This window comes from Bradyrhizobium sp. U531 (assembly GCF_051710265.1).
Lineage (GTDB): Bacteria > Pseudomonadota > Alphaproteobacteria > Rhizobiales > Xanthobacteraceae > Bradyrhizobium.
The window spans coordinates 287,613-309,848 of the sequence record NZ_JASVEN010000008.1; the positions used below are offsets into that span (position 1 = coordinate 287,613).

Below are 22,236 nucleotides of genomic sequence, written 5' to 3' on the forward strand. Positions count from 1 at the left end.
AAGCAGACTGTCTGCGTAGCCCGGATGGAGCGCAGCGCAATCCGGGGCTTCTGCCCGCGGAGAGACTTTCCCGGATTGCGCTGCGCTCCATCCGGGCTACAGATCAGCGCGCCTTCTCCTTCAAATATGCGATGATATCCGCGCGATCCTGCGCGTCGGGCACATCGAAGAACATCTTCGTCTCCGGCACCATGGCCTGCGGTCCCGCCAGCCATTTGTCGAGATTTTCCTCGGTCCAGACGATCCCCGATGCCTTCAGGTCGGGCGAATAGTCATAGCCGGGAACGCTGCCCGCCTTGCGGCCGACCAGGCCCTTGTGCATCGGGCCGACCGCATTCTCGTTGATCGAATGACAATCCGCGCAGCCCTTGTAGAGCGTCTGACCGCGCGCGACGTCGCCGCTGGCATGGGCGGGCCCGCTCGCGCCGGCGATCGCAATGGCGATGGCCGCGAGGACGGGGCGTGCAGAGCTTCGCGAAGGGGCGGAACCGGACCGGGCGCTCATGGCATCTCCTGCTTGCGTGGCCACAAACAGGATCGCCCGGCCGAAGATTTATTCCTGGCCGCGGGACGTGGCTTGCGTGCCCGCGTCCATGTCGCCGTCCTCACGCTGGCCGCTGAGCCAGAGCGCGAGCAGCGTCCAGAACGCGCCCGAGAGCAGATACGCACCCGAGGCGATGACGCCGAGATTGGTGGCGAGCAGCAGCGCGACCAGCGGGGCGAAGCCGGCGCCGAACAGCCAGGCCATGTCCGACGTCAGCGCGGAGGCGGTGTAGCGATAGGCCTGGCGGAAGTTCGAGGCGATCGCACCCGACGACTGACCGAACGACAGGCCGAGCAGGATGAAGCCGATCACCATGTAGATGGTCTCGCCGAACGCACCGGCATCGAGCAGCTGCGGAGCAAAGCCGCTGTAGATCGCGATCGCGATCGCCGATCCCATCAGCAGCGATTTGCGGCCGACGCGGTCGGCGATGACGCCGGAGAGCACGATCGCGCCGACGCCGAACACGGCGGCGACGATCTCGATGATCAAAAAGCGCACCGGGCTTTCGCGGGTGAACAGGAACACCCAGGACAGCGGAAACACCGTGACCATGTGGAATAGCGCGAAGCTCGCCAGCGGCGCGAACGCGCCCAGCATGATGTTCTGGCCCTCGCGCGCGACCGTCTCGGAGATGCGCGCCGGCTGCAATTCGCGGGTCTCGAACAGCGAGGAATATTCCTCCGTCGTCACCATGCGCAGGCGCGCGAACAGCGCCACCACGTTGATGGCGAAGGCGACGAAGAACGGGTAGCGCCAACCCCAGTCGAAGAAATCATCGGCGGAGAGATTGCCGGCGAAATAGGCGAACAGCGCGCTCGCCACGATCAGCCCGAGCGGAGCGCCGAGCTGCGGCACCATCGCGTACCAGCCGCGCTTGGACGGCGGCGCATTCAGCGCCAGCAGCGAGGCCATGCCGTCCCAGGCGCCGCCCCAGGCCAGACCCTGCGCGATGCGCGCCAGCCCCAGCAGCCAGATCGCGGCGACACCGATCTCGTGATAGCCGGGCAGGAACGCCAGCGCCACGGTGGCAGTGCCGAGCAGGAACAGCGCTGAGACCAGCTTGGCCGTCTTGCCGTACTCCCGGTCGACCGTCATGAAAATGACGGTGCCGATGGGACGAGCCATGAAGGCCAGCGCGAAGATCATGAACGAATAAAGCGTGCCGGTCAGCTCGCTCGCGAACGGGAACACCAGGCGCGGGAACACGATCACCGAGGCGATCGCGAAGACGAAGAAGTCGAAGAATTCCGAGGTGCGGCCGATGATGACGCCGATGGCGATCTCGCCGGGACTGGCCTGGTCGTGGCCGTGCTCGCCCGTGTGGAGGTCTGCCATTGCGGGGGTCTGTGCCGTCGCCATGCGTGCGCCCTTAACGTCCTGAAAACCAAAGCCGACCGCCCGGCTGGGGCCAGGCAGTCTTGCCTGTCTGGCCCAACATCCCGCACTGCAACATTGGACAAATTGTCCAATGTCCGGATTGCTGCGCCGCAGCTACCCGTTGGCCCCGCAAAAGAAACTCATTCTCAAAGGCTCGGCCCGTGTCTCGTCTCAAGATCCTGGCGCTACTACCTCTGGCTGCTGCGCTGAGCGGCTGCGACTACGTCGTGCTGGCGCCCGCCGGCGATATCGCTGCCCAGCAGCGCGACCTCGTCATCATCTCCACCGTCCTGATGCTCCTGATCGTCGTGCCCGTGATGGCGCTGACGGTGCTGTTTGCCTGGCGCTATCGCCAGTCCAATACCGAGGCCCGCTACGAGCCGGAATGGGATCACTCGACCGCGCTGGAGCTGGTGATCTGGTCGGCGCCGCTCTTGATCATCGTGTGCCTGGGCGCGCTGACCTGGATGGGCACGCATCTGCTCGACCCCTATCGCACCCTCGGCCGCATCCATGCCGACCGCGCCGTGGACCACTCCAAGGCTCCGCTCGAGGTCGATGTCGTCGCGCTCGACTGGAAGTGGCTCTTCATCTATCCGGACTACGGCATCGCGACCGTCAACGATCTCGCCGCTCCCGTCGATCGTCCGATCAATTTCCGCATCACCGCGTCCTCGGTGATGAACTCGTTCTACATCCCCGCACTCGCCGGCCAGATCTACGCGATGCCGGGCATGGAGACCAAGCTCCACGCCGTGGTGAACCACGCCGGCACCTACAGGGGCTTTTCTGCGAACTACAGCGGCGCCGGCTTCTCCGGCATGCACTTCAATTTTCAGGGCCTCGACGACAAGGGCTTTGACGACTGGATCGCCAAGGCCAAATCCGCCGGCGGCGCGCTCAGCCGCGCCGAATATCTGCAGCTGGAGAAGCCCAGCCAGAACGAGCCGGTGCGCCGCTGGGGCACCGTCGATGCCGATCTCTACCGCCTGATCCTCAACATGTGCGTTGAGACCGGCAAGATGTGCCAGAGCGAGATGATGGCAATCGACGCCAAGGGCGGTCGCGGCCATGAGGGCCTCAACAACACCCTGCCTCTCACCTACGACAAATACGCCCGCCGCGGCGCGCCGCTCGGGCCGGAGCCGACCTTCGTCGCCGGCACCTGCACGCCGGACGCTCCGCAGGGACAGACCACCGCGTCGATCAAGGCTCCCACCGACACCGCGCCGCTCCTCGGCGCCGGCCTGAAGCGGCCGATCTTCGCGCCGCTGAAGTCCTCGTCCTTCTTCCTCGGACAGCGTCCCAAGTCCGATTCCTGAAGTCAGACTCCTAAAGAGATCCCCGCATGTCTCCTGATTTTCTCAAGCTCATCTTCGGCCGGCTCGGCCTGGAATCGCTGCCGCTGCACGAGCCGATCGTCGTCGGCACCTTCGCGGTGGTTGCGCTCGGTGGCGCCGCGCTGCTCGGCGGCCTCACCTATTTCCGCCTCTGGGGCTATCTCTGGCGCGAATGGTTCACCACCGTGGACCACAAGCGCATCGGCATCATGTACATGATCCTCGGCATCGTCATGCTGCTGCGGGGCTTTGCCGACGCGCTGATGATGCGCGGCCAGCAGATGCTCGCCTTTGGCGGCTCGGAAGGCTATCTCAACAGCCATCACTACGACCAGGTCTTCACCGCCCACGGCGTGATCATGATCTTCTTCGTGGCGATGCCGCTGGTCACCGGCTTGATGAACTACGTCGTGCCGCTGCAGATCGGCGCGCGCGACGTCTCGTTCCCGTTCCTGAACAATTTCAGCTTCTGGATGACGGTCGGCGGCGCGGTGCTGGTGATGGCTTCGCTGTTCATCGGCGAATTCGCCCGCACCGGCTGGCTGGCTTATCCGCCGCTGTCGAACATCGGCTACAGTCCCGATGTCGGCGTCGATTATTACATCTGGGCGCTGCAGGTCGCCGGCGTCGGCACGACGTTGTCCGGCATCAACCTGATCTGCACCATCGTCAAGCTGCGCTGCCCCGGCATGACCATGATGAAGATGCCGGTGTTCACTTGGACCTCGCTCTGTACCAACGTCCTGATCGTGGCCTCCTTCCCGGTCCTGACCGTCGTGCTCGCACTGCTGTCGCTCGACCGCTATGTCGGCACCAACTTCTTCACCAACGATTTCGGCGGCAGCCCGATGATGTACGTGAACCTGATCTGGATCTGGGGTCACCCCGAGGTCTACATCCTGGTTCTCCCGGCCTTCGGCATCTTCTCGGAAGTGACCTCGACCTTCTCCGGCAAGCGCCTGTTCGGCTACACCTCGATGGTCTACGCCACCGTCGTCATCACCATCCTGTCGTACCTGGTGTGGCTGCACCACTTCTTCACGATGGGCTCGGGCGCCAGCGTCAACTCGTTCTTCGGCATCACCACGATGATCATCTCGATCCCGACGGGCGCGAAGATGTTCAACTGGCTGTTCACGATGTATCGCGGCCGTATCCGCTACGAATTGCCGATGCTGTGGACGATCGCCTTCATGTTGACTTTCGTGCTCGGCGGCATGACCGGCGTGCTGCTCGCGGTGCCGCCGGCCGACTTCGTGCTGCACAACAGCCTGTTCCTGATCGCGCATTTCCACAACGTCATCATCGGCGGCGTGGTGTTCGGCGCGTTTGCCGGAATCAACTACTGGTTCCCGAAGGCGTTCGGCTTCAAGCTCGATGTGTTCTGGGGCAAGCTGTCGTTCTGGTTCTGGGTCGTCGGCTTCTACCTCGCCTTCATGCCGCTCTACGTGCTCGGCCTGATGGGCGTGACCCGCCGCCTGCGCGTGTTCGACGATCCGAGCCTGCAGATCTGGTTCGTGATTGCCGCAATCGGTGCCTTCCTCGTCCTCCTCGGTATCCTCTCGATGCTGATGCAGTTCGCGGTCTCCTTCCTCAAGCGCGAGCAGCTCAAGGACGTCACCGGCGATCCCTGGGACGCGCGCACGCTGGAATGGGCGACCTCCTCGCCGCCGCCGGACTACAACTTCGCCTTCACCCCCGTCGTTCACGACAATGACGCGTGGTGGGACATGAAGAGGCGCGGCTACCAGCGTCCGCTGACCGGGTTCAAGCCGATCCACATGCCCTCCAGCACCGGCACCGGAATCATTCTCGCCGGTCTCGCCACCGCGATGGGATTCGGCCTGATCTGGTACATCTGGTGGCTGGCCGCCGTGAGCTTCGCCGCGATGCTCGTCGTCGGGATCGGTCACACCTTCAACTATCACCGCGACTTCGACATTCCGGCTGACGACGTCATCCGGACCGAGGATGCGCGCACCAAACTGCTCGCCGGAGCCAAGTAAATGACTGTCGCTGTCAATTCCTCGCAAACCGGCGAGCCGGTCTTCTACGTCGCCGACGAACACCCGCATCCGGAAGGCTGGAGCACCTCGCTGGGCTTCTGGATCTACCTGATGAGCGACTGTCTCATCTTCGCGATGCTGTTCGCCGCCTTCGGCGTGCTCGGCGGCAATTACGCCGCCGGCCCGGCGCCAAAGGACCTGTTCGACCTCGACCTGGTCGCGGTGAACACCTCGATGCTGCTGCTGTCGTCGATCACCTACGGCTTTGCGGTGCTGACGATGCAGCAGAACAAGATCGCGCAGACGCAAATGTGGCTGGCGATCACCGGCCTGTTCGGCGCCGCCTTCATCGGCATCGAGCTCACCGAGTTCGCCCACATGATCCACGAAGGCGCCACGCCGCAGCGCAGCGCCTTCCTGTCCGCCTTCTTCACCCTGGTCGGCACCCACGGCCTGCACGTCACCTGCGGCCTGATCTGGCTGGTGACGCTGATGGTGCAGGTCGGCAAGTTCGGCCTGATCGAGGCCAACCGCCGCCGCCTGATGTGCCTGTCGATGTTCTGGCACTTCCTCGACGTGGTCTGGATCGGCGTCTTCACCTTCGTCTATCTCCTGGGAGTTCTGCGATGAGTACCGATACCCACGCCGCGCACGCAGGCGACCATCACCACGAAGGCGGCCACGCCCACAGCACGTTCTCGGGCTACATGCTCGGCTTCGTGCTCTCGGTCGTGCTGACCGCGATCCCGTTCTGGCTGGTGATGAGCGGCACGCTGCCGAGCAAGCAGATCACCGCGCTGGTCATCATGGCCTTCGCGGTCGTGCAGATCGTCGTGCACATGATCTACTTCCTGCACATGAGTCCCAAGTCCGAGAATGGCTGGACCATGATGGCCTTGATCTTCACCATCGTCATGGTCGTGATCGCGCTGTCGGGTTCGCTGTGGGTGATGAGCCACCTCAACAGCAACATGATGCCGATGCACCAGATGAGCGGCATGAAGTGAGCGAGACCGGGACCGTGACGGACAAGGATGGCGCGTCGCGCGGCAAGGCTGAGCGCACCCCCTCCCTGTGGCTCACGGTCCTTTCGCTGGCCGCCTTCATCGTCCTGATCGCCCTCGGCGTCTGGCAGATCGAACGGCGCGCCTGGAAGCTGGCGCTGATCGACCGTGTCGAGCAGCGCATTCACGCCCCGGCTCAGCCGATTCCCTCGCCCGCGGCATGGTCCATGGTCAGCGCTGCAGGCGACGAATACAGGCATGTCGGCGTCACCGGCCGCCTCCTGCATGACCGCGAGACGCTGGTGCAGGCCGTGACCGAGGAAGGCCCGGGCTATTGGGTGCTGACGCCGCTCCAGCGTGGTGACGGCACGCTCGTTCTGGTCAACCGCGGCTTCGTGCCGTCGGAGCGGCATGAGCCATCGACGCGCCAGCACGGCAATCCGGACGGCGAGGTCGCAATCACCGGCCTGCTTCGCGTCACGGAGCCCAAAGGCGGCTTCCTCCGGAACAACGTCCCCCAGCACAACCGCTGGTATTCGCGGGATGTCGCCGCGATCGCGGCGTCGCGCGGCCTGCAGAATGTCGCACCTTTCTTCGTGGATGCCGACGCGGGATCACAATCCGCCGGCGGGCCCATCGGCGGATTGACCGTGGTGCGCTTTCCCAATAACCACCTGATCTACGCGCTGACGTGGTTTGCCCTGGCCTTCATGCTCGCCGGCAGGCTTTTCGTCACATTCGGCGGCGGGCTGTTCCGCCGCAAGCGCTTCGTCCACGAACCGGCCGGCGGCCCAGATGCCGCCATGCGCAGGACGGGATCAGATGCTGGAACGATCGTCGAACAGGCCTGACGACGGAAAGACGCTTTCCCAGACGCTTGCGCATGACGCGTTCTCCGTCACGCTGCAATCGCAGGCGGACGCGCGCAGCGAGCTGATCGGCCCGACGCCGACCGACGACGAGACCAACCGCAAGAACATGGCGCTGCTGATCCAGTTGCGCTGGACCGCGGTGGTCGGCCAGATCGTCACCATCGGCGGCGTGCATTTCGGGCTCGGCATTCCCCTGCCCCTGGAGCGGATGGTCGCGGTGATCGGCGCGCTGGTGCTGCTCAACGTCACCAGCCTGATCTGGGTGCGCCATCGCGCCGCGATCACCAACAACGAGCTGCTGGTCGCCCTGATGCTGGACGTCGCCGCGCTGACCGCGCAGCTCTACCTCTCGGGCGGCGCGACCAATCCCTTCACCTCGCTGTTCCTGCTGCAGGTGACGCTCGGCGCGGTGCTGCTCGATGCGCGCTCGACCTGGTCGCTGGTCGCGCTGACCTGCGCGAGTTTTGTCTGGCTGACCTTGGCTTACCGCCCTCTGGACCTGCCGCCGAATCCATTGAGCGAGACCTACACGCTCACGGTCGCCGGCATGCTACTCGGCTTCGTGCTCAACGCCGTGCTGCTGGTGGTGTTCGTCACCCGCATCAATCGAAATCTGCGCGAGCGGGATGCGCATCTGGCGGCGCTGCGCCAGCATGCCGCCGAGCAGGACCACATCGTGCGCATGGGCCTGCTCGCCTCGGGCGCGGCGCATGAGCTCGGCACGCCGCTCGCCTCGCTGTCCGTGATCCTCAGCGATTGGCGCCGCATGCCGGATCTGGCAGCCGATCAGGAGCTCGCCGAGGATCTCACGGAGATGGAGACCTCGCTGCAGCGCTGCAAGTCGATCGTGACGGGCATTCTGGTCTCGGCGGGCGAGGCGCGCGGCGAAGGCTCGTCCCCGACCACGGTGACGGCCTTCGTGACCGCCCTGGTCGACGAATGGCGCGATGCGCGCTCGGCGCGGACGCTCTATTTCGTCAATACGTTCGGCGCGGACGTCGCGATCGTCTCCGACATCGCCTTGAAGCAGGTCATCTTCAATGTGCTCGACAACGCCTACGAGGTCTCGCGTGAATGGGTCGAGCTCGTGGCCGACCGCGAGGGCGACAACCTCGTGCTGTCGATCAGCGATCGCGGCCCGGGCTTCGCGCCGGAGATGCTGGCACAGCTCGGAAAGCCCTATCAGTCCAGCAAGGGTCGCCTCGGCGGCGGGCTCGGCCTGTTCCTGGTGGTGAATGTGGTGCGCAAGCTCGGCGGCAGCGTGACCGCCGAGAACCACAGGAAGCGCGGCGCGACCGTGCGTCTGACGCTGCCGCTCGCTACGCTCGCGATCGGAGGGAATTTTGACGCCTGACCGTTCGCTCATCGTCGTCGAGGACGACGAAGGTTTTGCGCGCACGCTGAAGCGCTCGTTCGAGCGCCGCGGCTATGATGTCGTGCTGGCCGCATCGATCGAGGACACGCGCAAGGCTCTGGAGGAACGGACCTTCGGCCACGCCGTGGTCGACCTCAAGCTCGGCGGCGCTTCCGGCCTCGCCTGCGTCGAGCTTCTGCACACCCATGATCCGGACATGCTGATCGTTGTGCTGACCGGCTTTGCCAGCATCTCCACCGCCGTCGAGGCGATCAAGCTGGGCGCCTGCCACTATCTCGCAAAGCCGTCCAACACCGACGACATCGAGGCCGCCTTCAACAAGGCCGAAGGCAATACCGAGGTCGCGCTCGACGCACGGCCGACCTCGATCAAGACGCTGGAATGGGAGCGCATCCACCAGACCCTGATCGAGACCGATTTCAACATCTCCGAGGCGGCGCGGCGGCTGGGGATGCACCGCAGGACGCTGGCGAGGAAGCTCGAGAAGCGGCCGGTGAAGTGAGGCCCGTCGCGCGTCGTTTGACGAAGCTCTTTCCTCTCGTCGTCCCGGCGAACGCCGGGACGACACTGAGTTTGTTGAGATGGCTCTTGCACAAAACTTCCCGTCGTCTTCGACAAACATCCCCCAAACAAAAAGCCCGGCCGAATGGCCGGGCTTTTGATTGTTTGCGCAGTTGCCGTAGCCCGGATGAGCGAAGCGACATCCGGGGCCTTTGCATCGGCGGAGAGACCGCTCCCGGATATTGCTTCGCTCATCCGGGCTACAAAACCCGATTCGTCCTGTCCGCCACATCGTCAGGCAGATCACGCACAAAAAAGCCCGGCCGAACGGCCGGGCTTTTGATCTGTTGCGATCGACGCGATGAAAGCGCTTACGCAGCCTCGTCGGCGACGGTGGTGTCGTCGCCATCGCTGTCGTCGGCTTCGCCCTCGGCATCCGTCTCGCCTTCGCCCTCGGCGGCTTCCGCCTTGGCGTTGCGGCGCGGGCTCTTGGCGAGCTGGGCCTCGATCTCCTTGACCGCTTCGGTCTCGGTCGAGTGCTGCACCACCGCGATCTCGCGGGACAGACGATCGAGCGCCGCTTCATAAAGCTGGCGTTCCGAGTAGGACTGCTCCGGCTGCGATTCCGAGCGGTAGAGATCGCGCACGACTTCCGCGATCGCGACGATGTCGCCCGAATTGATCTTCGCTTCGTATTCCTGGGCGCGGCGCGACCACATGGTGCGCTTGACGCGGGCGCGGCCCTTCAGCGTCTCGAGCGCCTTCTTGACGAGGGCGGGCTCGGACAGCTTGCGCATGCCGACATTGGCGACCTTGGCGGTCGGCACGCGCAGCGTCATCTTGTCCTTGATGAAGTTGATGACGAACAGCTCGAGCTTCGCACCGGCGATCTCCTGCTCCTCGATGGCCAGGATCTGGCCGACGCCGTGAGCGGGATAGACGACGAATTCGTTGGCCTTGAAGCCCTGACGCTGGGTCACGACCTTCTTTTCCTCGACCTTCGGCGCAGCAACGGGCTTCGCAACCGGCTTGGCAGCGACGGGAGCCTTGGCAGGAGCAGCAGCAACAGGAGCCTTCGGCGCGGCCGGCTTGGCCACGGGAGCCTTGGCAGTCACAGACTTGGCAGCAGGCTTGGCAACGGTCGCTTTCGCGGCCGGTTTGGCAGTCTTGTTCGGCATTGCGCTTCTTTTGTTCTTCGAGGACTTTGCAGCCGGCGGCGCCTTGGCAGCGGCCCGACCCTTGGATGCGCTACGGCTGGCCGTGGCGACTTTTTTGGCCTCCTTATGGGAAGCCCTCGCTGAAGTACTCTTTTTACGCGTTTTCTGTGACACAGCCTGCGCGCGGAAACTGCCACGCCCCTGTTCGACATTTGGTTTCACGGGAACCCTGAGGGGCCAACGGGGCTGACGGGGTTCGGCTTAATGTGCCCAATATAGCACATTTCCCGCAAAAATCAATGATTTAGGGGTCTTGAGGGCTGGTTTTCGGCGGCAACGCCGCTATTAGGGTTAAGTTTGGGCCCGAATTAGTCACCGGAGCCGGGGTTCGGAGAAAAATATTTCTCGAACTTGCCTTCCATGCCGTCGAATTCCTTGGCGTCGGCAGGTGATTCTTTCTTCTGGGTGATGTTCGGCCAGCTCTTGGCGTAGTCAGCGTTGACCTCGAGCCACTTTTCCAGGCCCGGCTCGGTGTCCGGCTTGATGGCGTCGGCGGGGCATTCAGGCTCGCACACGCCGCAATCGATGCACTCGTCCGGGTGGATGACAAGCATGTTGTCACCCTCGTAGAAGCAGTCGACCGGGCAGACCTCGACGCAGTCGGTGTACTTGCACTTGATGCAGTTTTCAGTGACGACGTAAGTCATCCAACGCTCCGAAAAGCTCTCTTAGAAGTCGCGGCTTGCGTAGCGCGGATGGCCCGGCACCGCAAGGTCGGGAAGCCCCGATCATGACGGCTTTGTGTGTTTGATCGACCAAGAAATGAATTAGAAGCGCAATTAATTGCGCATCCCGAGCTCCTCGTAGAGCACCCGTGCCGAGGCAGCATCGCCGCGGCGCTCGCTGAAACCAATCACCTTCAACACCCGCACGGTACGATCGAGCGCGACGGTGATGACGTCGCCGATCTTGATCGCGTGCCCCGGCGACTTCTCCCGCTCACCGTTGACGCGAACATGGCCCTTTTCGACGAGCTCGGCCGCGGAGGTGCGCGCCTTCACCACCCGCGCGTGCCACAGCCATTTGTCGAGGCGCTGCCGCTCGCTCGTGGGACTACTCCTTGCGGCCCGAGAGCTGCTCTTTCAGCGCGGCGAGCTTGGCGAAGGGCGAGTTCGGATCGGCCGGACGGTCGCGCTCGCGCGGGTTCGCGCTCGAGGCGTAGGGACGCAGCGACGGACCGCCCTGGCGATCGCGGCCCTTGTCGCGGTCACGGCCACGGTTGTCGCGGCCCTTGTCGCGGTCGCCGCCGAACTTGCCCTTGTCGCGATCGCGCCCCTTGTTGTCGCGGTCCTTGCCTTCGAAGCGGCGGTTCTTGTCGTCGCGCCCCTCGGGACGCGGTGCGCCTTCGCCGCCACCTTCGCGCGGCTTGCGGAAGTCCCTGTTGCCGTCGCGACGGTGACCGCCGCCATGACGGCGCTCGCCCCGCTTCTCGCCATCGGCCGCTTGCGCAGCTTCGCCTTCGGCGGGCGCTGCGCCGGCCTCGGCACCGGCCTGCGGACGCTGGTTGTTGTGGTGACGCTGGTGGCGGTGGCGCTCGTGGCGCGGTTTGCGATCCTCGTGACGGCCACCGGGACGCCAGACCTCGACGAGCTCGGGTTCGGCGGGCGCTGCCGCAGTTTCAGGCGCGGCGGCGTCGGGCGACGCGGCGGCTTCCACGGCGGCGGTGGCTTCGGCGGGAGCGGCCTCAGCCGCGGGCTCTTCCGCCGGCGGCGCGATGCCGGGGGCATCTTCGGGCGTGACGGGAGCGTCGGGAGAGGCTTCCAGCGCGGGCTCCGCCGGCGCAGGCTCGTCCTGCAGCTCCATGCCGGGCGCGTCTTCGACGGTGACGGCCTCCGGCGCGACTTCGGTCGGGACCTGCTCGGGCACGCCGGTGACGGCCTCCGCGGCGGTCTCGGTCGAGGTCTCGGCGCTGGTTTCGACCGGCGGCGTCTCGGCCGCGACGGTTTCTGCAGCGGCCGGCTTCTGCGGCAGCGGCGGACGCTTCTCCATGCGATAGCCGAGCGCGCGCAGCACCGAGGCGAAATCCTCGCCCGCCGAACCGGTGAGCGAAGTCATCGCCTGCGTGACGACAAAACTGCGGCCGTCGAAGGCGCCGGCGGGCTTCTCGCCGGACGCGTTCTCGCGCCAGGCCAGCGCCGGGCGGATCAGATCGGCAAGACGCTCCAGGATGTCGACGCGCACGGCGCGCTCGCCGGCCTGCTTGTAGCCGAGCACGCGATAGGCATCGCGCGGCAGCGCCTTGTCGACCGGGAACGAGGTCCGGCCCGAGGAGGCCAGGTGCTGCGCGCCCGACAGCGAGGACAGATCGACATTGTCCTGCTTCAGCGCCCACAGCAGCGCGGCGAGCGCGCGTGCGGCGGGCTTGAGCAGGCCGGGGAAATAGATGTGATAGGCGCCGAAGCGGACGCCGTACTTCCGCAGCACCGCGCGCGAAGGCTGGTCGAGATCCTTCAGCTCGTTCGCAATCTTCGGCCGCTCCAGCACGCCGAGGGCCTCGACGAGCTGGTAGGCGATGCCGCGGGCGATGCCGGTGACGTCCTCGGCCTTGCTGAGCTCGAACATCGGCCCGAGCAGCTTCTCGATATGGGCCTTGAGCCAGAGCTCGAGCCGGGCCTGCACTTTTTCGCGGGGCGCCCCGGTGAGCCTTTCGTCGGAAATGATGCGGATGCGCGGATGCAGCGCGTCCTCTGCGGCAGACAGCCGCGCCACGGCATCGCCGGTCCAGCGGATGATGCCTTCCGAGGTCAGCACGAACTGATCGTCCGGCGCGTTGCCGAGCCGTTCGGCGCGCGCGTTGATCTCGCCGGCGAGCACCGCTTGCGCTGCAGCCTGCAAGGCTTTCGCATCGGAGCCTGCTTCCGCCGCATCCGGTGCAAAGGTGAAGCCGTCGAGGCGGCCGATGACGTGGCCTTCGACGATGACTTCGCCGGTCTTGCCGATTTCAGTATTCAAGCTCGTGTTCTCCCGCAGGCGGCGCATCAATACACTGGTCCGGCGATCAACGAAACGCTCAGTCAAGCGTTCGTGGAGCGCATCCGATAATTTATTTTCGACCTCCCGCGTCACCCCCTGCCAGCGATCGGGGTCTTTCAGCCAGTCCGGGCGGTTGGCGACGAAGGTCCAGGTGCGGATCTGCGCGATCCGGGCCGACAGCGTGTCGATGTCGCCGTCGGTGCGGTCGGCCTGGGTGACCTGGGCTTCGAACCAGGCATCGGGGATGCAGCCCTTCCGCATCAGGAAGCCGTAAAGCGTGGTCACCAGCTCGGCATGGGCCGCCGGCGACAATTTCCTGTAGTCCGGGACCTGGCAGGCCTCCCACAGCCGTTCCACGGCGGCCTTGCCATGCGCGATATCGCGCACCTCGGCGTCGCGAGCGGCATGGTCGAGCACGCGCATGTCCTCGGCGACGGGCGCGCGCGTCAGCGCCTCGTGGCCGGGGGCGAGGTTCAGCGAGACCTGCAGCGCGCCGAGCGAGGCGAAATCCAGCCTCGCATTGCGCCATTGCAGCATCTTCACGGGATCGAAAGTGTGGTTCTGCAGCGCGTTGACGAGCTCGGGCTCGAACGGCGCGCAGCGGCCGGTGGTGCCGAAGGTGCCGTTGCGGGTGGCACGGCCGGCGCGGCCCGCGATCTGCGCGAATTCGGACGGCGTCAGGCGGCGGAACTGGTAGCCGTCGAACTTGCGGTCGGAGGCGAAGGCGACGTGGTCGACGTCGAGATTGAGACCCATGCCGACGGCGTCGGTGGCGACGAGATAGTCGACGTCCCCGTTCTGGAACATCTCCACCTGCGCATTGCGCGTGCGCGGCGACAGCGAGCCCAGCACGACGGCGGCGCCGCCATGCTGGCGGCGGATCAGCTCGGCGATGGCGTAAACTTCATCCGCGGAGAACGCGACGATGGCGGTGCGGCGCGGCTGGCGCGTGATCTTGCGGTCGCCGGCGAATTCGAGCTGCGACAGGCGCGGCCGCGTGATCATGGAGACGCCGGGCAAGAGCCGCTCGATGATCGGGCGCATGGTGGCGGCGCCCAGCAGCAGCGTCTCGTCGCGGCCGCGGCGGTTGAGGATGCGATCGGTGAAGACGTGGCCGCGTTCGAGATCGGACGCGATCTGCACCTCGTCGACGGCGAGGAAGGAGAGGTCGAGATCCCGCGGCATCGCCTCGACGGTGGAGACCCAGTAACGCGGGCTCTTCGGCTTGATCTTCTCCTCGCCGGTGACGAGCGCGACCGCGTCGCTGCCCACCCGTGCGGCGATCTTGTTGTAGACCTCGCGCGCGAGCAGGCGCAGCGGCAGGCCGATCATCCCCGAAGGGTGCGCCAGTATCCGCTCGATCGCGAGATGGGTCTTGCCGGTGTTGGTCGGCCCGAGCACCGCAGTGACGCCGGCGCCAAGCACGCGATCGCCAGGCATTCGATCGGAGGCTGCGCGCTCGGAAGCGAAGGGGGGAGAAGAAAAGGGCATTCTGGGTGATTAGGTAGTGCCGATTTGGGCGAATGTCAGTGCTGGATTGGGGCGGTGACGTGCAGGGCGCCATCCGCATCCATCGCTGTCATGCCCCGGCTTGACCGGGGCATCCAGTACGCCGCAGCCTGTCCGCTCAACCACAACCGCCCCGGCGTACTGGATCGCCCGGTCAAGCCGGGCGATGACACCGTGTGCGTGGGAACGGCTTCCCAAAACCTCCCGCAACTGTCTCACTTTGCGACGCTTTTCCCGTTCGTCTTAAGCTTCGGAACGACTCTAGAACGAATCGCGGCCGAATCGCTGACTCCCCTGGGAGTCCCGTTCCGTTCACGCAACATGTCGCGGGAGTCCTATTGGGTACAACTAGATGGAGTTTTCGGCTGTCGTACAAGTGACGATGCAATGGCGAAAAGGCTTAAGTTGGGGACGGCGCGGAGTCGAATCAGAATCGGGGAGGAGTCAAATGGATTCCCGGCGGCAGGCCTCCCCACCTCATTTTCGCGAAAACAACCCCATGCACAGTAGAATGGTCATTGAAATTGTTGCGCTTTTTCTCCCTTATTTTGAGGCGCGAGCGGCGCGGTGCCGGGCATCGTGCCGGGAGCCTCGAAGGATGAACCGCCCGGATCCGGCGGAGATGCTGCGGTGAGAGCGGGGGCCGTCGCCCTTCGAGGGCCGCCGACGCGGCGGCCGCCTCAGGGTGACGGTTAACGGAGGGCCTTAGGGTCGTAGAGCCCGTAGCCCGTATGGAGCGAAGCGGAATACGGGGGAGCCGGGGCCGTGAACCCCGGATTGTGCTGCGCTCCAGCCGGGCTACGCAGCGGGGCGCGGCCGCTTACTGCGTTTTCGCCACGCGCGGCGGCTGGGCGGTGGTGATGAAGCTGGTTGCTTCCAGCATGGCCGGCCCCAGCGGGGTCGGCACTTTCAGCCAGAACGGGACCAGGATGCGGGTGCCCGCGATGGGGGCGAAGGCGATTTCCATGTTGCGCTGGGCGGCGAGGTATTTGATCACGGGACGGTCGGGGATGTAGCCGGCGACCGGCACGAAATAGATCGCGCAGACTACGACCGGGCCGCGATAGCCCTTCTCCGCCTTCACGCTTTCCATGCGCTTGAAATCGAGCTTGAGCTCGTAGCGCATGCGGCCGTCGAACACGGGGGCCGCGTTGTGGCAGGCCTCCGGCGAGACGGGATCGCCGGTGCCGGGCACGCGCAGCAGCGAGGCCGTCATAGGGTCCCAGACGCCGCGGCGATGCGCGTCGGTGACGACGATGCGGTCCGGATCGACCGGCGGCTCGGGGAGGATCGCGAAATCCTTCACATTGCCCTTGTCGAGCGTGATGCGGATCTCTTCGGTCTTCTTCGAGGTGGTGGTGGAAGCCTGGTAGCCGGTCGCAACCAGCGCGCCATTGACGACGCGCCCCTGGCTGGCACCCGTGCCGGACCCGCCCGTGAACGATTTCAGCAGGCCTGAGGTGCCGCCGGCGGCGGCCGCCGAAAAGACGTCGTCCTGGATGTCGATGTTCCAGCCGCCCTTGCCGACGGGAATGCCGGCGAGCGAAGCCTCATATTGCGCCTCGAGCTTGCCCTGCGCCGCCGCCGGCGCCGCGGCCCACGCCACAGCGAGACCGCAAGCCGCCGCCAGCCAACCGGCCAGGCGCGGGCGAGCAGAGCGCAATTTGGGCGCTAAAGCGGGCGTTGTGAGCACGAAACTATCCAATCGGGGCGCCAATCGGGGCATGATGGCCGTTACTTAAGCCAAAAACCGCGGCACACAATGTGTCCGGGCGTGTCCACCCGGGAACTCCACCGGACTCTTCGGCGGCGATTGCGCCCTTTATGTGATGGTAAGGCGCGACAAACATTGCCGTTTTGGTGATCGGGGGATAGCCGCGGGCCCCTGACCTCTCCCCGCCCTCCGCTGTCATGCCCCGGCTCGACCGGGGCATCCAGTACGCCGCGACCCCTCTGGTCAGCCGCGACGCCTCGGCGTACTGGATCGCCCGGTCGAGCCGGGCGATGACACCTGTCGGGGAGCACGAATCCCCGCCCAAAACCTTGACTGGCCGCCCCTTCCCCCCTATACGTCCGCCCGCTCCCTGCAAGGACAGAGAATTCGCCCCCGTGGCGCCCAGAATGGCGGCCGCACATCGTTGGGGGTTTTAGATAAGGATGATGCCATGTCTCGCCGCTGCGAACTGACGGCCAAGGGCCCCCTCGTCGGCCACAAGGTCAGCCACTCCAACATCAAGACCAAGCGCCGCTTCCTGCCGAACCTGGTCAACGTGACCTTCATCTCGGAAGCCCTGGAGCGCAACGTGCGCCTGCGCGTCTCCACCAACGCGGTGAAGAGCGTCGACCACAATGGCGGCCTCGACGCCTTCCTGCTCAAGGCCAAGGCGGACCTCCTGTCGCCGCGCGCCCTCGAGCTGAAGCGCGCCATCCAGAAGAAGGTCGGCCCGACCACCGCGCCGGCGAAGAAGGCGAGCTAAGTTTTACCGTTAGGACGGAGGCTGGTTTGCGTCGCGTGACGTAGGCTTAGCCAGTTGAGAGTTTGCGTTGCGGCCGGATCGGAAGATCCGGCCGTTTTTGTTTGTGCGAGGCATTCTCATTATACCTCTGCCTATCTTGCCCCAAAACCATTGCCCGTTATGATCGCAAAAAACGATAATTCAACTAGGGGGCATTCGGTTGGGGCTAGACGTCAGCCAGCTGCGGGCTATCGCGCAGCAGCGCGATAGATATCAAACGCAACTGGCCCGCCTCAAAACGGCGGGCAAACAGACGTCCTGTATCGAGGCGGCTGTCACCAGCGCTTGCGAGACCCTCAGCAGCAAAACGACATCATTCGTCATATACGGCGAACCGCAAAGCGGCAAAACCGAGATGATGATCTGTCTCACTGCGAGGCTATTGGATGATGGCCATCGAGTTGTCGTGCACCTACTAAACGACAGTGTGCAGCTTCTCCAACAAAACCTAGATCGTTTCCAACGGTCGAAGCTTTCACCTGCAGCCCGCAACTTCTCAGAAGTCATCGACCCAGAATATTCCCTTTCGACAGGCTACCACGTCATCTTTTGCAAGAAGAATGCGAGCGACCTTACGAAGCTAAACCAAAAGCTGGAGAAGATTGGCAGCAAGGTCATTATTGATGATGAAGCCGATTTCGCAACACCGAACGCGTTGATTAACAAGAGCGATGTGACTCGGATAAACGCGCTGATCAAAAAGCTAATAAGTCACGACGGAATATACATTGGCGTCACAGCCACCCCTGCCCGTCTCGACCTGAACAACACCTTCGACAACGACAACGAGAAATGGGTCAATTTCCCGCCTCATGATGCTTATACGGGGCAAGATATCTTCTTCCCGCTAGACACGGACGTACAGTTTTCTCTTCATACGCTGCCAGACACTGACGACAGCCCAAAATATTTGCGCGAAGCGATCTTTAGATTTCTTGTGCGAGTCGCCGCTTTGAACTTGGGGGCAAAGTCCGACGAAAACTTCTCTATGCTTATCCACACAAGCGGAAAGAAGCTTGACCACAAGTCGGACAAAAAACCAATCGACGACGTAATGAATGCGTTGACAGATGTTCACTCGAAGAAGTTCGAGTCCTATACCCACGAAATAGATAAGATAGCCACGAAGCTGTACGGACCAGAGCAAGCCAGCAGCATTCTCGCCTATATCGTGAAGAACTGCGACCAAACCAGCACTGTCATCATGAACAGTGAACGAGACAAGAACGTCGACTTCAAGTCTGCAACGTCGCCCGCAGCAATGTTTACTTTCGTGATAGGCGGCAACATCGTCTCCCGCGGAGTTACATTCGACAACCTACTTTCGATGTTCTTCACGCGAGATTCGAAACACAAGATTCAGCAAGATACCTACATTCAGCGCGCCCGAATGTTTGGATCGAGGAAGAAACATCTTCCGTACTTTGAACTGACGATTCCTCAGCAGTTATACCTCGACTGGCAACGTTGCTTTGCGTTTCACAAGCTGGCTCTCGAAGCAATTAAGACGAAGAAAGGCTCCCCTGTCTGGCTCGCGGATCAAAGAATTGCTGCCGTTGCCTCGAACAGCATTGATAAAGCCAATGTGCTACTTGATAAGGGAGAAATGACGTTTCCAATCTTTGACTACTCGTCCGACCTCGAACAAATCATAACGGGCAGCAACGACCCCATCAGCGGCTTGAAGCAACTGCAAGACAAGATTGGCAACGACGCCCTCCCCGACTATTTGCTTCGCTATGTGCAGAGAATTCTTCCTAAGGGATCAGCCTCTATAGCCCTGCATAGATCAAGCGATATCGAGGGAATGAAGGACGCGGATCACGAAAAGATCGAACGCAAGAAGGGCCTTTTCGGTCAAGTCAAACGCGAGTTTCCCGAAGCGGTTCATCACTTCAAGATATTCCGCAACAAAAAGAACAAGGCACGAGTCATTTATAAATTCGATGGCAATATCAGCTTTTTGAAGAACGTAAAAAATGTTGGATGAATACGAATTCTATCAGGGCGTCGTCCTAAGACAGCTTGCTGTCGAGAACGACTACTCCATGTCGGTGTCTTTTCGCCCGTTTGTTCGCGAGGGGCGAATAAACGCCTTCGTGATGAACGGTCGTGTTGGCGTTTACATCAAGCACTCGTCCAAACGCATGTCGCCCTGGCGATTCACGTTCACTATCGAGCAGGCCGCCGACCTGCTCGATCTTGAGCACAAATTTCCAGATTCTTTTATGGTATTCGTATGCAAGGCAGACGGCCTAGTGACACTCTCGATGGCCGACCTGCACAGTATCGTCAGTTTCCAGGAGAGCGAGAACGCTTGGGTTAGCATATCTAGATCGCCTCGCACGCAGTACGAACTCGCGGGGAATCGCGGTGAGCTGAAATATAAGGTTGCAAGAGGGATTGGCCTGATTCCTGAAACGCTCAAGACACGAGGGCGCGAGCGATATGCCTCGGGCTAGCCACGACCCTTGCCACAGAAACTCGATCTATTTCTTTACCCCTTTAGCCCTGTCTCTAGACGGGGGAGAGCCATGAGCAACACTTACAAGAAGACCATACATCAGGCTCTCGGACGCGACCCGGTTCATCCATTTCCGGCAAGAATGGCCCCAGGGATTGCACTCGATATCCTGACCAACGAGCAAGATAGAATTCGGGTTCTCGATCCTATGATGGGCTCTGGAACGGTACTCGCGATGGCACGAGCAAGCGGACATTCGGCGATAGGAATCGATATCGATCCGCTTGCCGTTCTACTCGCACGAGTTTGGACGACATCGGTAGACACATCGCAGGTTCGAAGGACCGCCTCTTACGTCTTGGAGCAAGCCAGAGACATCTTCACCACACGGAATGTTGGAGATGCTTATCCACGAAACTCGGATTTCGAAACTCGCCGTTTTGTTCGTTACTGGTTTGACGACTACGCTCGCCGCCAACTGAGTTCGCTTGCTGAGGCGATCCTTTGCGTAAAGAACAACTCCGTTAGAGATGCACTATGGTGCGCCTTCTCGCGTCTCATCATCACCAAGCAGGCTGGCGCGTCACTAGCGATGGATCTATCGCATAGCCGGCCCCATCGCGCATTTGAAAGTGCACCGATAAAGCCATTCAATAAGTTCTCTGCCGCAGTCGAACTCGTACTCAAGAACTGTATCGCTAGGAGCGCATCCGAGAAAGGGCCCGCCACTCGGACAATCCTCGGCGACGCCCGGGACCTTCCAATAAAGGATAGCACCATTGATCTTGTGCTGACGTCCCCACCTTACCTGAATGCAATCGACTACATGCGCTGCAGTAAGTTCTCACTGGTTTGGATGGGGTACACGGTTAGCGAACTGGGGAACATTCGCACCGAAAGTGTTGGCACAGAATGCGGGGATCAAGGCGCGAGCGACGATCCAGAAATTCGAGAAATAATCTCGGAATTGAGACTAACACCCAAACTTTCCACCCGCCATGAAGCAGTGTTAGCTCACTATATAGATGACATGATGCAGGCTGTCGGCGAGGCCGCTCGCGTTCTTTCGCCGGGCGGGAAGGCAGTTTATGTCGTCGGCGAAAATACAGTCCGAGGCACGTTTATTCCCAATGCAAGGATCGTAACCGCCGTCGCCGAGCGATTCGGCTTACAGGCCCAGCGGCGTCGCGCGCGTACGCTTCCTGCTAATAGGCGATATCTCCCACCTCCTACGGCGAAGCGAGCAATTGATTCCATGGATGGGCGGATGCGTCGCGAGGTAATCCTCTCGTTTGTGAAACCATGATCGTGAGCGCTCAATGGACGCGTTTGAGCAAGTCGTTGCGGAAATCCTCTGGCTTCAAGGGCACTGGGTTCGAACGTCATTCAAGGTTGAGCTGAGCAAAGAAGAGAAAAGGAAGATCGGACGACCATCTTGCCCTCGATGGGAGCTAGACATCGTCGCCTACAGCGGAAGGTCAAACGTGCTCTCGGTTGTAGAGTGCAAAAGCTATCTAGATTCCTCTGGAGTGCAGGCTAAGGGCTTCGACGCAACGGCGCCTGAGGCAAATCGTTACAAACTATTTAATGATCCCATATTGCGTGAGACGGTGTTCGGCCGTTTGAAGCGACAGCTCTTCGAGACTGGCTTCTGCCCTGACAATCCAGAAATCAAACTCTGTCTTGTCTGCGGCAAGACAGACGAAAAGGGTAGAGCTTCGATCCAAGCACACTTTCAACGAAATGGTTGGGAGTTGTGGGACGAGATGTGGCTAAGGCATCACCTCCAGCTGCTTGCGACGCGCAGCTATGAAAATCACGCTTCAGCTGTCGTCTCGAAACTGCTCCTGCGGGGCGAACTTTCTAGGGACGTTAAGCGATCGGAGTAACTAAGCAATCCTCGCCGCAGCCGCAGCTCCGTCGACATTCTCCGGAGACCAATGCTTATGATTGAATTGCACGAGCGGCTTTCTGAGTTCTCCTATGGATATGGCGCAACAAGGGAGGCGGAAGACCTTCTTTCGAGCCTGGGCATGAGGACCGTCCCCTTCTTGCCAAGCCTGATACAGGAAAAAAGTCTTGGCTTCGACGTAAGGTTTGATAGGCCGGGTGTACCACTTTTATTGCAGTTCAAACTTGGGCAGTCCTTAGAAAGGTTTGTGCGGACGGATAGGCGCTATCCAGCCCCCGAAGTCGAACGACCATTTTTTAGGTTCTCAATTGACACTGCTGAACCTGACGGACAATTCGAAACCCTCTTGAAGGCTCAAATGGATGGGGCTGAGGCGTACTATGTCGCTCCTCGATTTGCTGATTGGCCTCAATATGCTGAGGCCTTCGAAAAGAGGGAGGTATTGGATCAGTCTGTAATGATCTCTCCGATGACCATTAGAAATGCACTTGTCGCAAAGAACTCCCCTGATGGTGTTCATCGTATCGTATACGACAAATCGTCCATTCATGTTTGCTCCGTCTCCCTCCGGTGAGGGCCGTCTTGCCGGGTTAAGAGGAGTGCTGTGTAACAGCCCTTATGGA

Annotated in this window: 19 protein-coding genes and 1 pseudogene; 13 read left to right on the top strand and 7 right to left on the bottom strand. The window is 62.3% G+C overall.

Going from position 1 to position 22,236, the window contains the following annotated elements; translation table 11 throughout:
• Positions 1–103 precede the first annotated feature (103 nt).
• Both QRQ56_RS30400 and QRQ56_RS30405 read right to left on the bottom strand, forming a co-directional pair.
• Positions 104–505: a c-type cytochrome gene (locus QRQ56_RS30400; RefSeq protein WP_438744950.1), complete on the bottom strand. Its 402-nt coding sequence runs from the start codon at positions 503–505 to the stop codon at positions 104–106.
• A gap of 48 nt (positions 506–553) precedes the next feature.
• Positions 554–1,906, bottom strand: coding sequence for an MFS transporter (locus QRQ56_RS30405; protein ID WP_438744952.1), 1,353 nt, complete (start codon positions 1,904–1,906; stop codon positions 554–556).
• Positions 1,907–2,085: 179 nt separating this feature from the next.
• On the opposite strand from QRQ56_RS30405, the gene cyoA reads away from it, so the two are divergent.
• The 7 genes from cyoA to QRQ56_RS30440 are packed head-to-tail and all read left to right on the top strand — an operon-like array spanning position 2,086 to position 9,023.
• Entirely contained in the window at positions 2,086–3,246 is a 1,161-nt protein-coding gene (gene cyoA / locus QRQ56_RS30410; RefSeq protein WP_438744953.1) for a ubiquinol oxidase subunit II, read from the top strand.
• Between the two features lie 26 nt (positions 3,247–3,272).
• On the top strand, positions 3,273–5,270 hold the full coding sequence (gene cyoB, locus QRQ56_RS30415; protein WP_438744954.1) for a cytochrome o ubiquinol oxidase subunit I: 1,998 nt from the start codon (positions 3,273–3,275) through the stop codon (positions 5,268–5,270).
• The gene (cyoC, locus tag QRQ56_RS30420; RefSeq protein ID WP_438744955.1) at positions 5,271–5,900 is read left to right on the top strand and encodes a cytochrome o ubiquinol oxidase subunit III; all 630 of its coding nucleotides are present in this window, start codon (positions 5,271–5,273) and stop codon (positions 5,898–5,900) included.
• Complete coding sequence (gene cyoD, locus QRQ56_RS30425; RefSeq protein ID WP_438744956.1) at positions 5,897–6,277, top strand: cytochrome o ubiquinol oxidase subunit IV; 381 nt, start codon at positions 5,897–5,899, stop codon at positions 6,275–6,277. Before cyoC ends, cyoD begins: the two co-directional genes overlap by 4 nt.
• Positions 6,274–7,125, top strand: coding sequence for an SURF1 family protein (locus tag QRQ56_RS30430; protein ID WP_438744958.1), 852 nt, complete (start codon positions 6,274–6,276; stop codon positions 7,123–7,125). The genes cyoD and QRQ56_RS30430 overlap by 4 nt, the downstream gene beginning before the upstream one ends.
• On the top strand, positions 7,097–8,500 hold the full coding sequence (locus QRQ56_RS30435; protein WP_438744960.1) for an ATP-binding protein: 1,404 nt from the start codon (positions 7,097–7,099) through the stop codon (positions 8,498–8,500). The genes QRQ56_RS30430 and QRQ56_RS30435 overlap by 29 nt, the downstream gene beginning before the upstream one ends.
• The gene (locus QRQ56_RS30440) at positions 8,490–9,023 is read left to right on the top strand and encodes a response regulator transcription factor (RefSeq protein WP_438744961.1); all 534 of its coding nucleotides are present in this window, start codon (positions 8,490–8,492) and stop codon (positions 9,021–9,023) included. Before QRQ56_RS30435 ends, QRQ56_RS30440 begins: the two co-directional genes overlap by 11 nt.
• Before the next feature lie 370 nt (positions 9,024–9,393).
• Here QRQ56_RS30440 and QRQ56_RS30445 read toward each other — a convergent pair whose 3' ends face one another.
• The 5 genes and pseudogenes from QRQ56_RS30445 to QRQ56_RS30465 form a co-directional block, all read right to left on the bottom strand.
• Entirely contained in the window at positions 9,394–10,200 is an 807-nt protein-coding gene (locus tag QRQ56_RS30445; RefSeq protein ID WP_438744962.1) for a CarD family transcriptional regulator, read from the bottom strand.
• 347 nt (positions 10,201–10,547) lie between these two features.
• Positions 10,548–10,886: a ferredoxin FdxA gene (gene fdxA / locus QRQ56_RS30450; RefSeq protein ID WP_247550341.1), complete on the bottom strand. Its 339-nt coding sequence runs from the start codon at positions 10,884–10,886 to the stop codon at positions 10,548–10,550.
• A 132-nt stretch (positions 10,887–11,018) separates the two neighbouring features.
• Positions 11,019–11,282: pseudogene (locus QRQ56_RS30455) on the bottom strand (RNA-binding S4 domain-containing protein); the annotation flags it as partial.
• Between the two features lie 10 nt (positions 11,283–11,292).
• Positions 11,293–14,703 (bottom strand): helicase-related protein, encoded by a 3,411-nt coding sequence (locus QRQ56_RS30460; RefSeq protein WP_438744964.1) that lies wholly within the window; start codon positions 14,701–14,703, stop codon positions 11,293–11,295.
• Positions 14,704–15,541: 838 nt separating this feature from the next.
• The gene (locus QRQ56_RS30465; RefSeq protein WP_438744992.1) at positions 15,542–16,351 is read right to left on the bottom strand and encodes a DUF3108 domain-containing protein; all 810 of its coding nucleotides are present in this window, start codon (positions 16,349–16,351) and stop codon (positions 15,542–15,544) included.
• Positions 16,352–16,886: 535 nt separating this feature from the next.
• Here QRQ56_RS30465 and rpmB point away from each other — a divergent pair.
• The 6 genes from rpmB to QRQ56_RS30495 all read left to right on the top strand — a co-directional run bounded on the left by rpmB (position 16,887) and on the right by QRQ56_RS30495 (position 22,187).
• On the top strand, positions 16,887–17,198 hold the full coding sequence (gene rpmB, locus QRQ56_RS30470) for a 50S ribosomal protein L28 (RefSeq protein WP_104466122.1): 312 nt from the start codon (positions 16,887–16,889) through the stop codon (positions 17,196–17,198).
• Between the two features lie 199 nt (positions 17,199–17,397).
• On the top strand, positions 17,398–19,227 hold the full coding sequence (locus tag QRQ56_RS30475) for a Z1 domain-containing protein (RefSeq protein WP_438744965.1): 1,830 nt from the start codon (positions 17,398–17,400) through the stop codon (positions 19,225–19,227).
• Entirely contained in the window at positions 19,217–19,699 is a 483-nt protein-coding gene (locus QRQ56_RS30480) for a hypothetical protein (protein ID WP_438744966.1), read from the top strand. Before QRQ56_RS30475 ends, QRQ56_RS30480 begins: the two co-directional genes overlap by 11 nt.
• 72 nt (positions 19,700–19,771) lie before the next feature.
• Complete coding sequence (locus QRQ56_RS30485; RefSeq protein WP_438744967.1) at positions 19,772–21,007, top strand: hypothetical protein; 1,236 nt, start codon at positions 19,772–19,774, stop codon at positions 21,005–21,007.
• Between the two features lie 13 nt (positions 21,008–21,020).
• Positions 21,021–21,590 carry a hypothetical protein gene (locus tag QRQ56_RS30490; RefSeq protein WP_438744969.1) on the top strand — a complete coding sequence of 190 codons (570 nt, stop codon included), beginning with the start codon at positions 21,021–21,023 and terminating at the stop codon, positions 21,588–21,590.
• Between the two features lie 57 nt (positions 21,591–21,647).
• Positions 21,648–22,187, top strand: coding sequence for a hypothetical protein (locus QRQ56_RS30495; protein WP_438744970.1), 540 nt, complete (start codon positions 21,648–21,650; stop codon positions 22,185–22,187).
• Positions 22,188–22,236: the final 49 nt, after the last annotated feature.

What these genes read in the sequence shown, in the direction of transcription:
- QRQ56_RS30400 (WP_438744950.1), bottom strand. Translation starts at nt 505, where the DNA reads ATGAGCGCCCGGTCCGGTTCCGCCCCTTCGCGAAGCTCTGCACGCCCC.
- QRQ56_RS30405 (WP_438744952.1), bottom strand. Translation starts at nt 1,906, where the DNA reads ATGGCGACGGCACAGACCCCCGCAATGGCAGACCTCCACACGGGCGAG.
- cyoB (WP_438744954.1), top strand. Translation starts at nt 3,273, where the DNA reads ATGTCTCCTGATTTTCTCAAGCTCATCTTCGGCCGGCTCGGCCTGGAA.
- cyoC (WP_438744955.1), top strand. Translation starts at nt 5,271, where the DNA reads ATGACTGTCGCTGTCAATTCCTCGCAAACCGGCGAGCCGGTCTTCTAC.
- cyoD (WP_438744956.1), top strand. Translation starts at nt 5,897, where the DNA reads ATGAGTACCGATACCCACGCCGCGCACGCAGGCGACCATCACCACGAA.
- QRQ56_RS30435 (WP_438744960.1), top strand. Translation starts at nt 7,097, where the DNA reads ATGCTGGAACGATCGTCGAACAGGCCTGACGACGGAAAGACGCTTTCC.
- QRQ56_RS30445 (WP_438744962.1), bottom strand. Translation starts at nt 10,200, where the DNA reads ATGCCGAACAAGACTGCCAAACCGGCCGCGAAAGCGACCGTTGCCAAG.
- fdxA (WP_247550341.1), bottom strand. Translation starts at nt 10,886, where the DNA reads ATGACTTACGTCGTCACTGAAAACTGCATCAAGTGCAAGTACACCGAC.
- QRQ56_RS30460 (WP_438744964.1), bottom strand. Translation starts at nt 14,703, where the DNA reads ATGCCCTTTTCTTCTCCCCCCTTCGCTTCCGAGCGCGCAGCCTCCGAT.
- rpmB (WP_104466122.1), top strand. Translation starts at nt 16,887, where the DNA reads ATGTCTCGCCGCTGCGAACTGACGGCCAAGGGCCCCCTCGTCGGCCAC.
- QRQ56_RS30480 (WP_438744966.1), top strand. Translation starts at nt 19,217, where the DNA reads ATGTTGGATGAATACGAATTCTATCAGGGCGTCGTCCTAAGACAGCTT.
- QRQ56_RS30485 (WP_438744967.1), top strand. Translation starts at nt 19,772, where the DNA reads ATGAGCAACACTTACAAGAAGACCATACATCAGGCTCTCGGACGCGAC.
- QRQ56_RS30490 (WP_438744969.1), top strand. Translation starts at nt 21,021, where the DNA reads ATGGACGCGTTTGAGCAAGTCGTTGCGGAAATCCTCTGGCTTCAAGGG.
- QRQ56_RS30495 (WP_438744970.1), top strand. Translation starts at nt 21,648, where the DNA reads ATGATTGAATTGCACGAGCGGCTTTCTGAGTTCTCCTATGGATATGGC.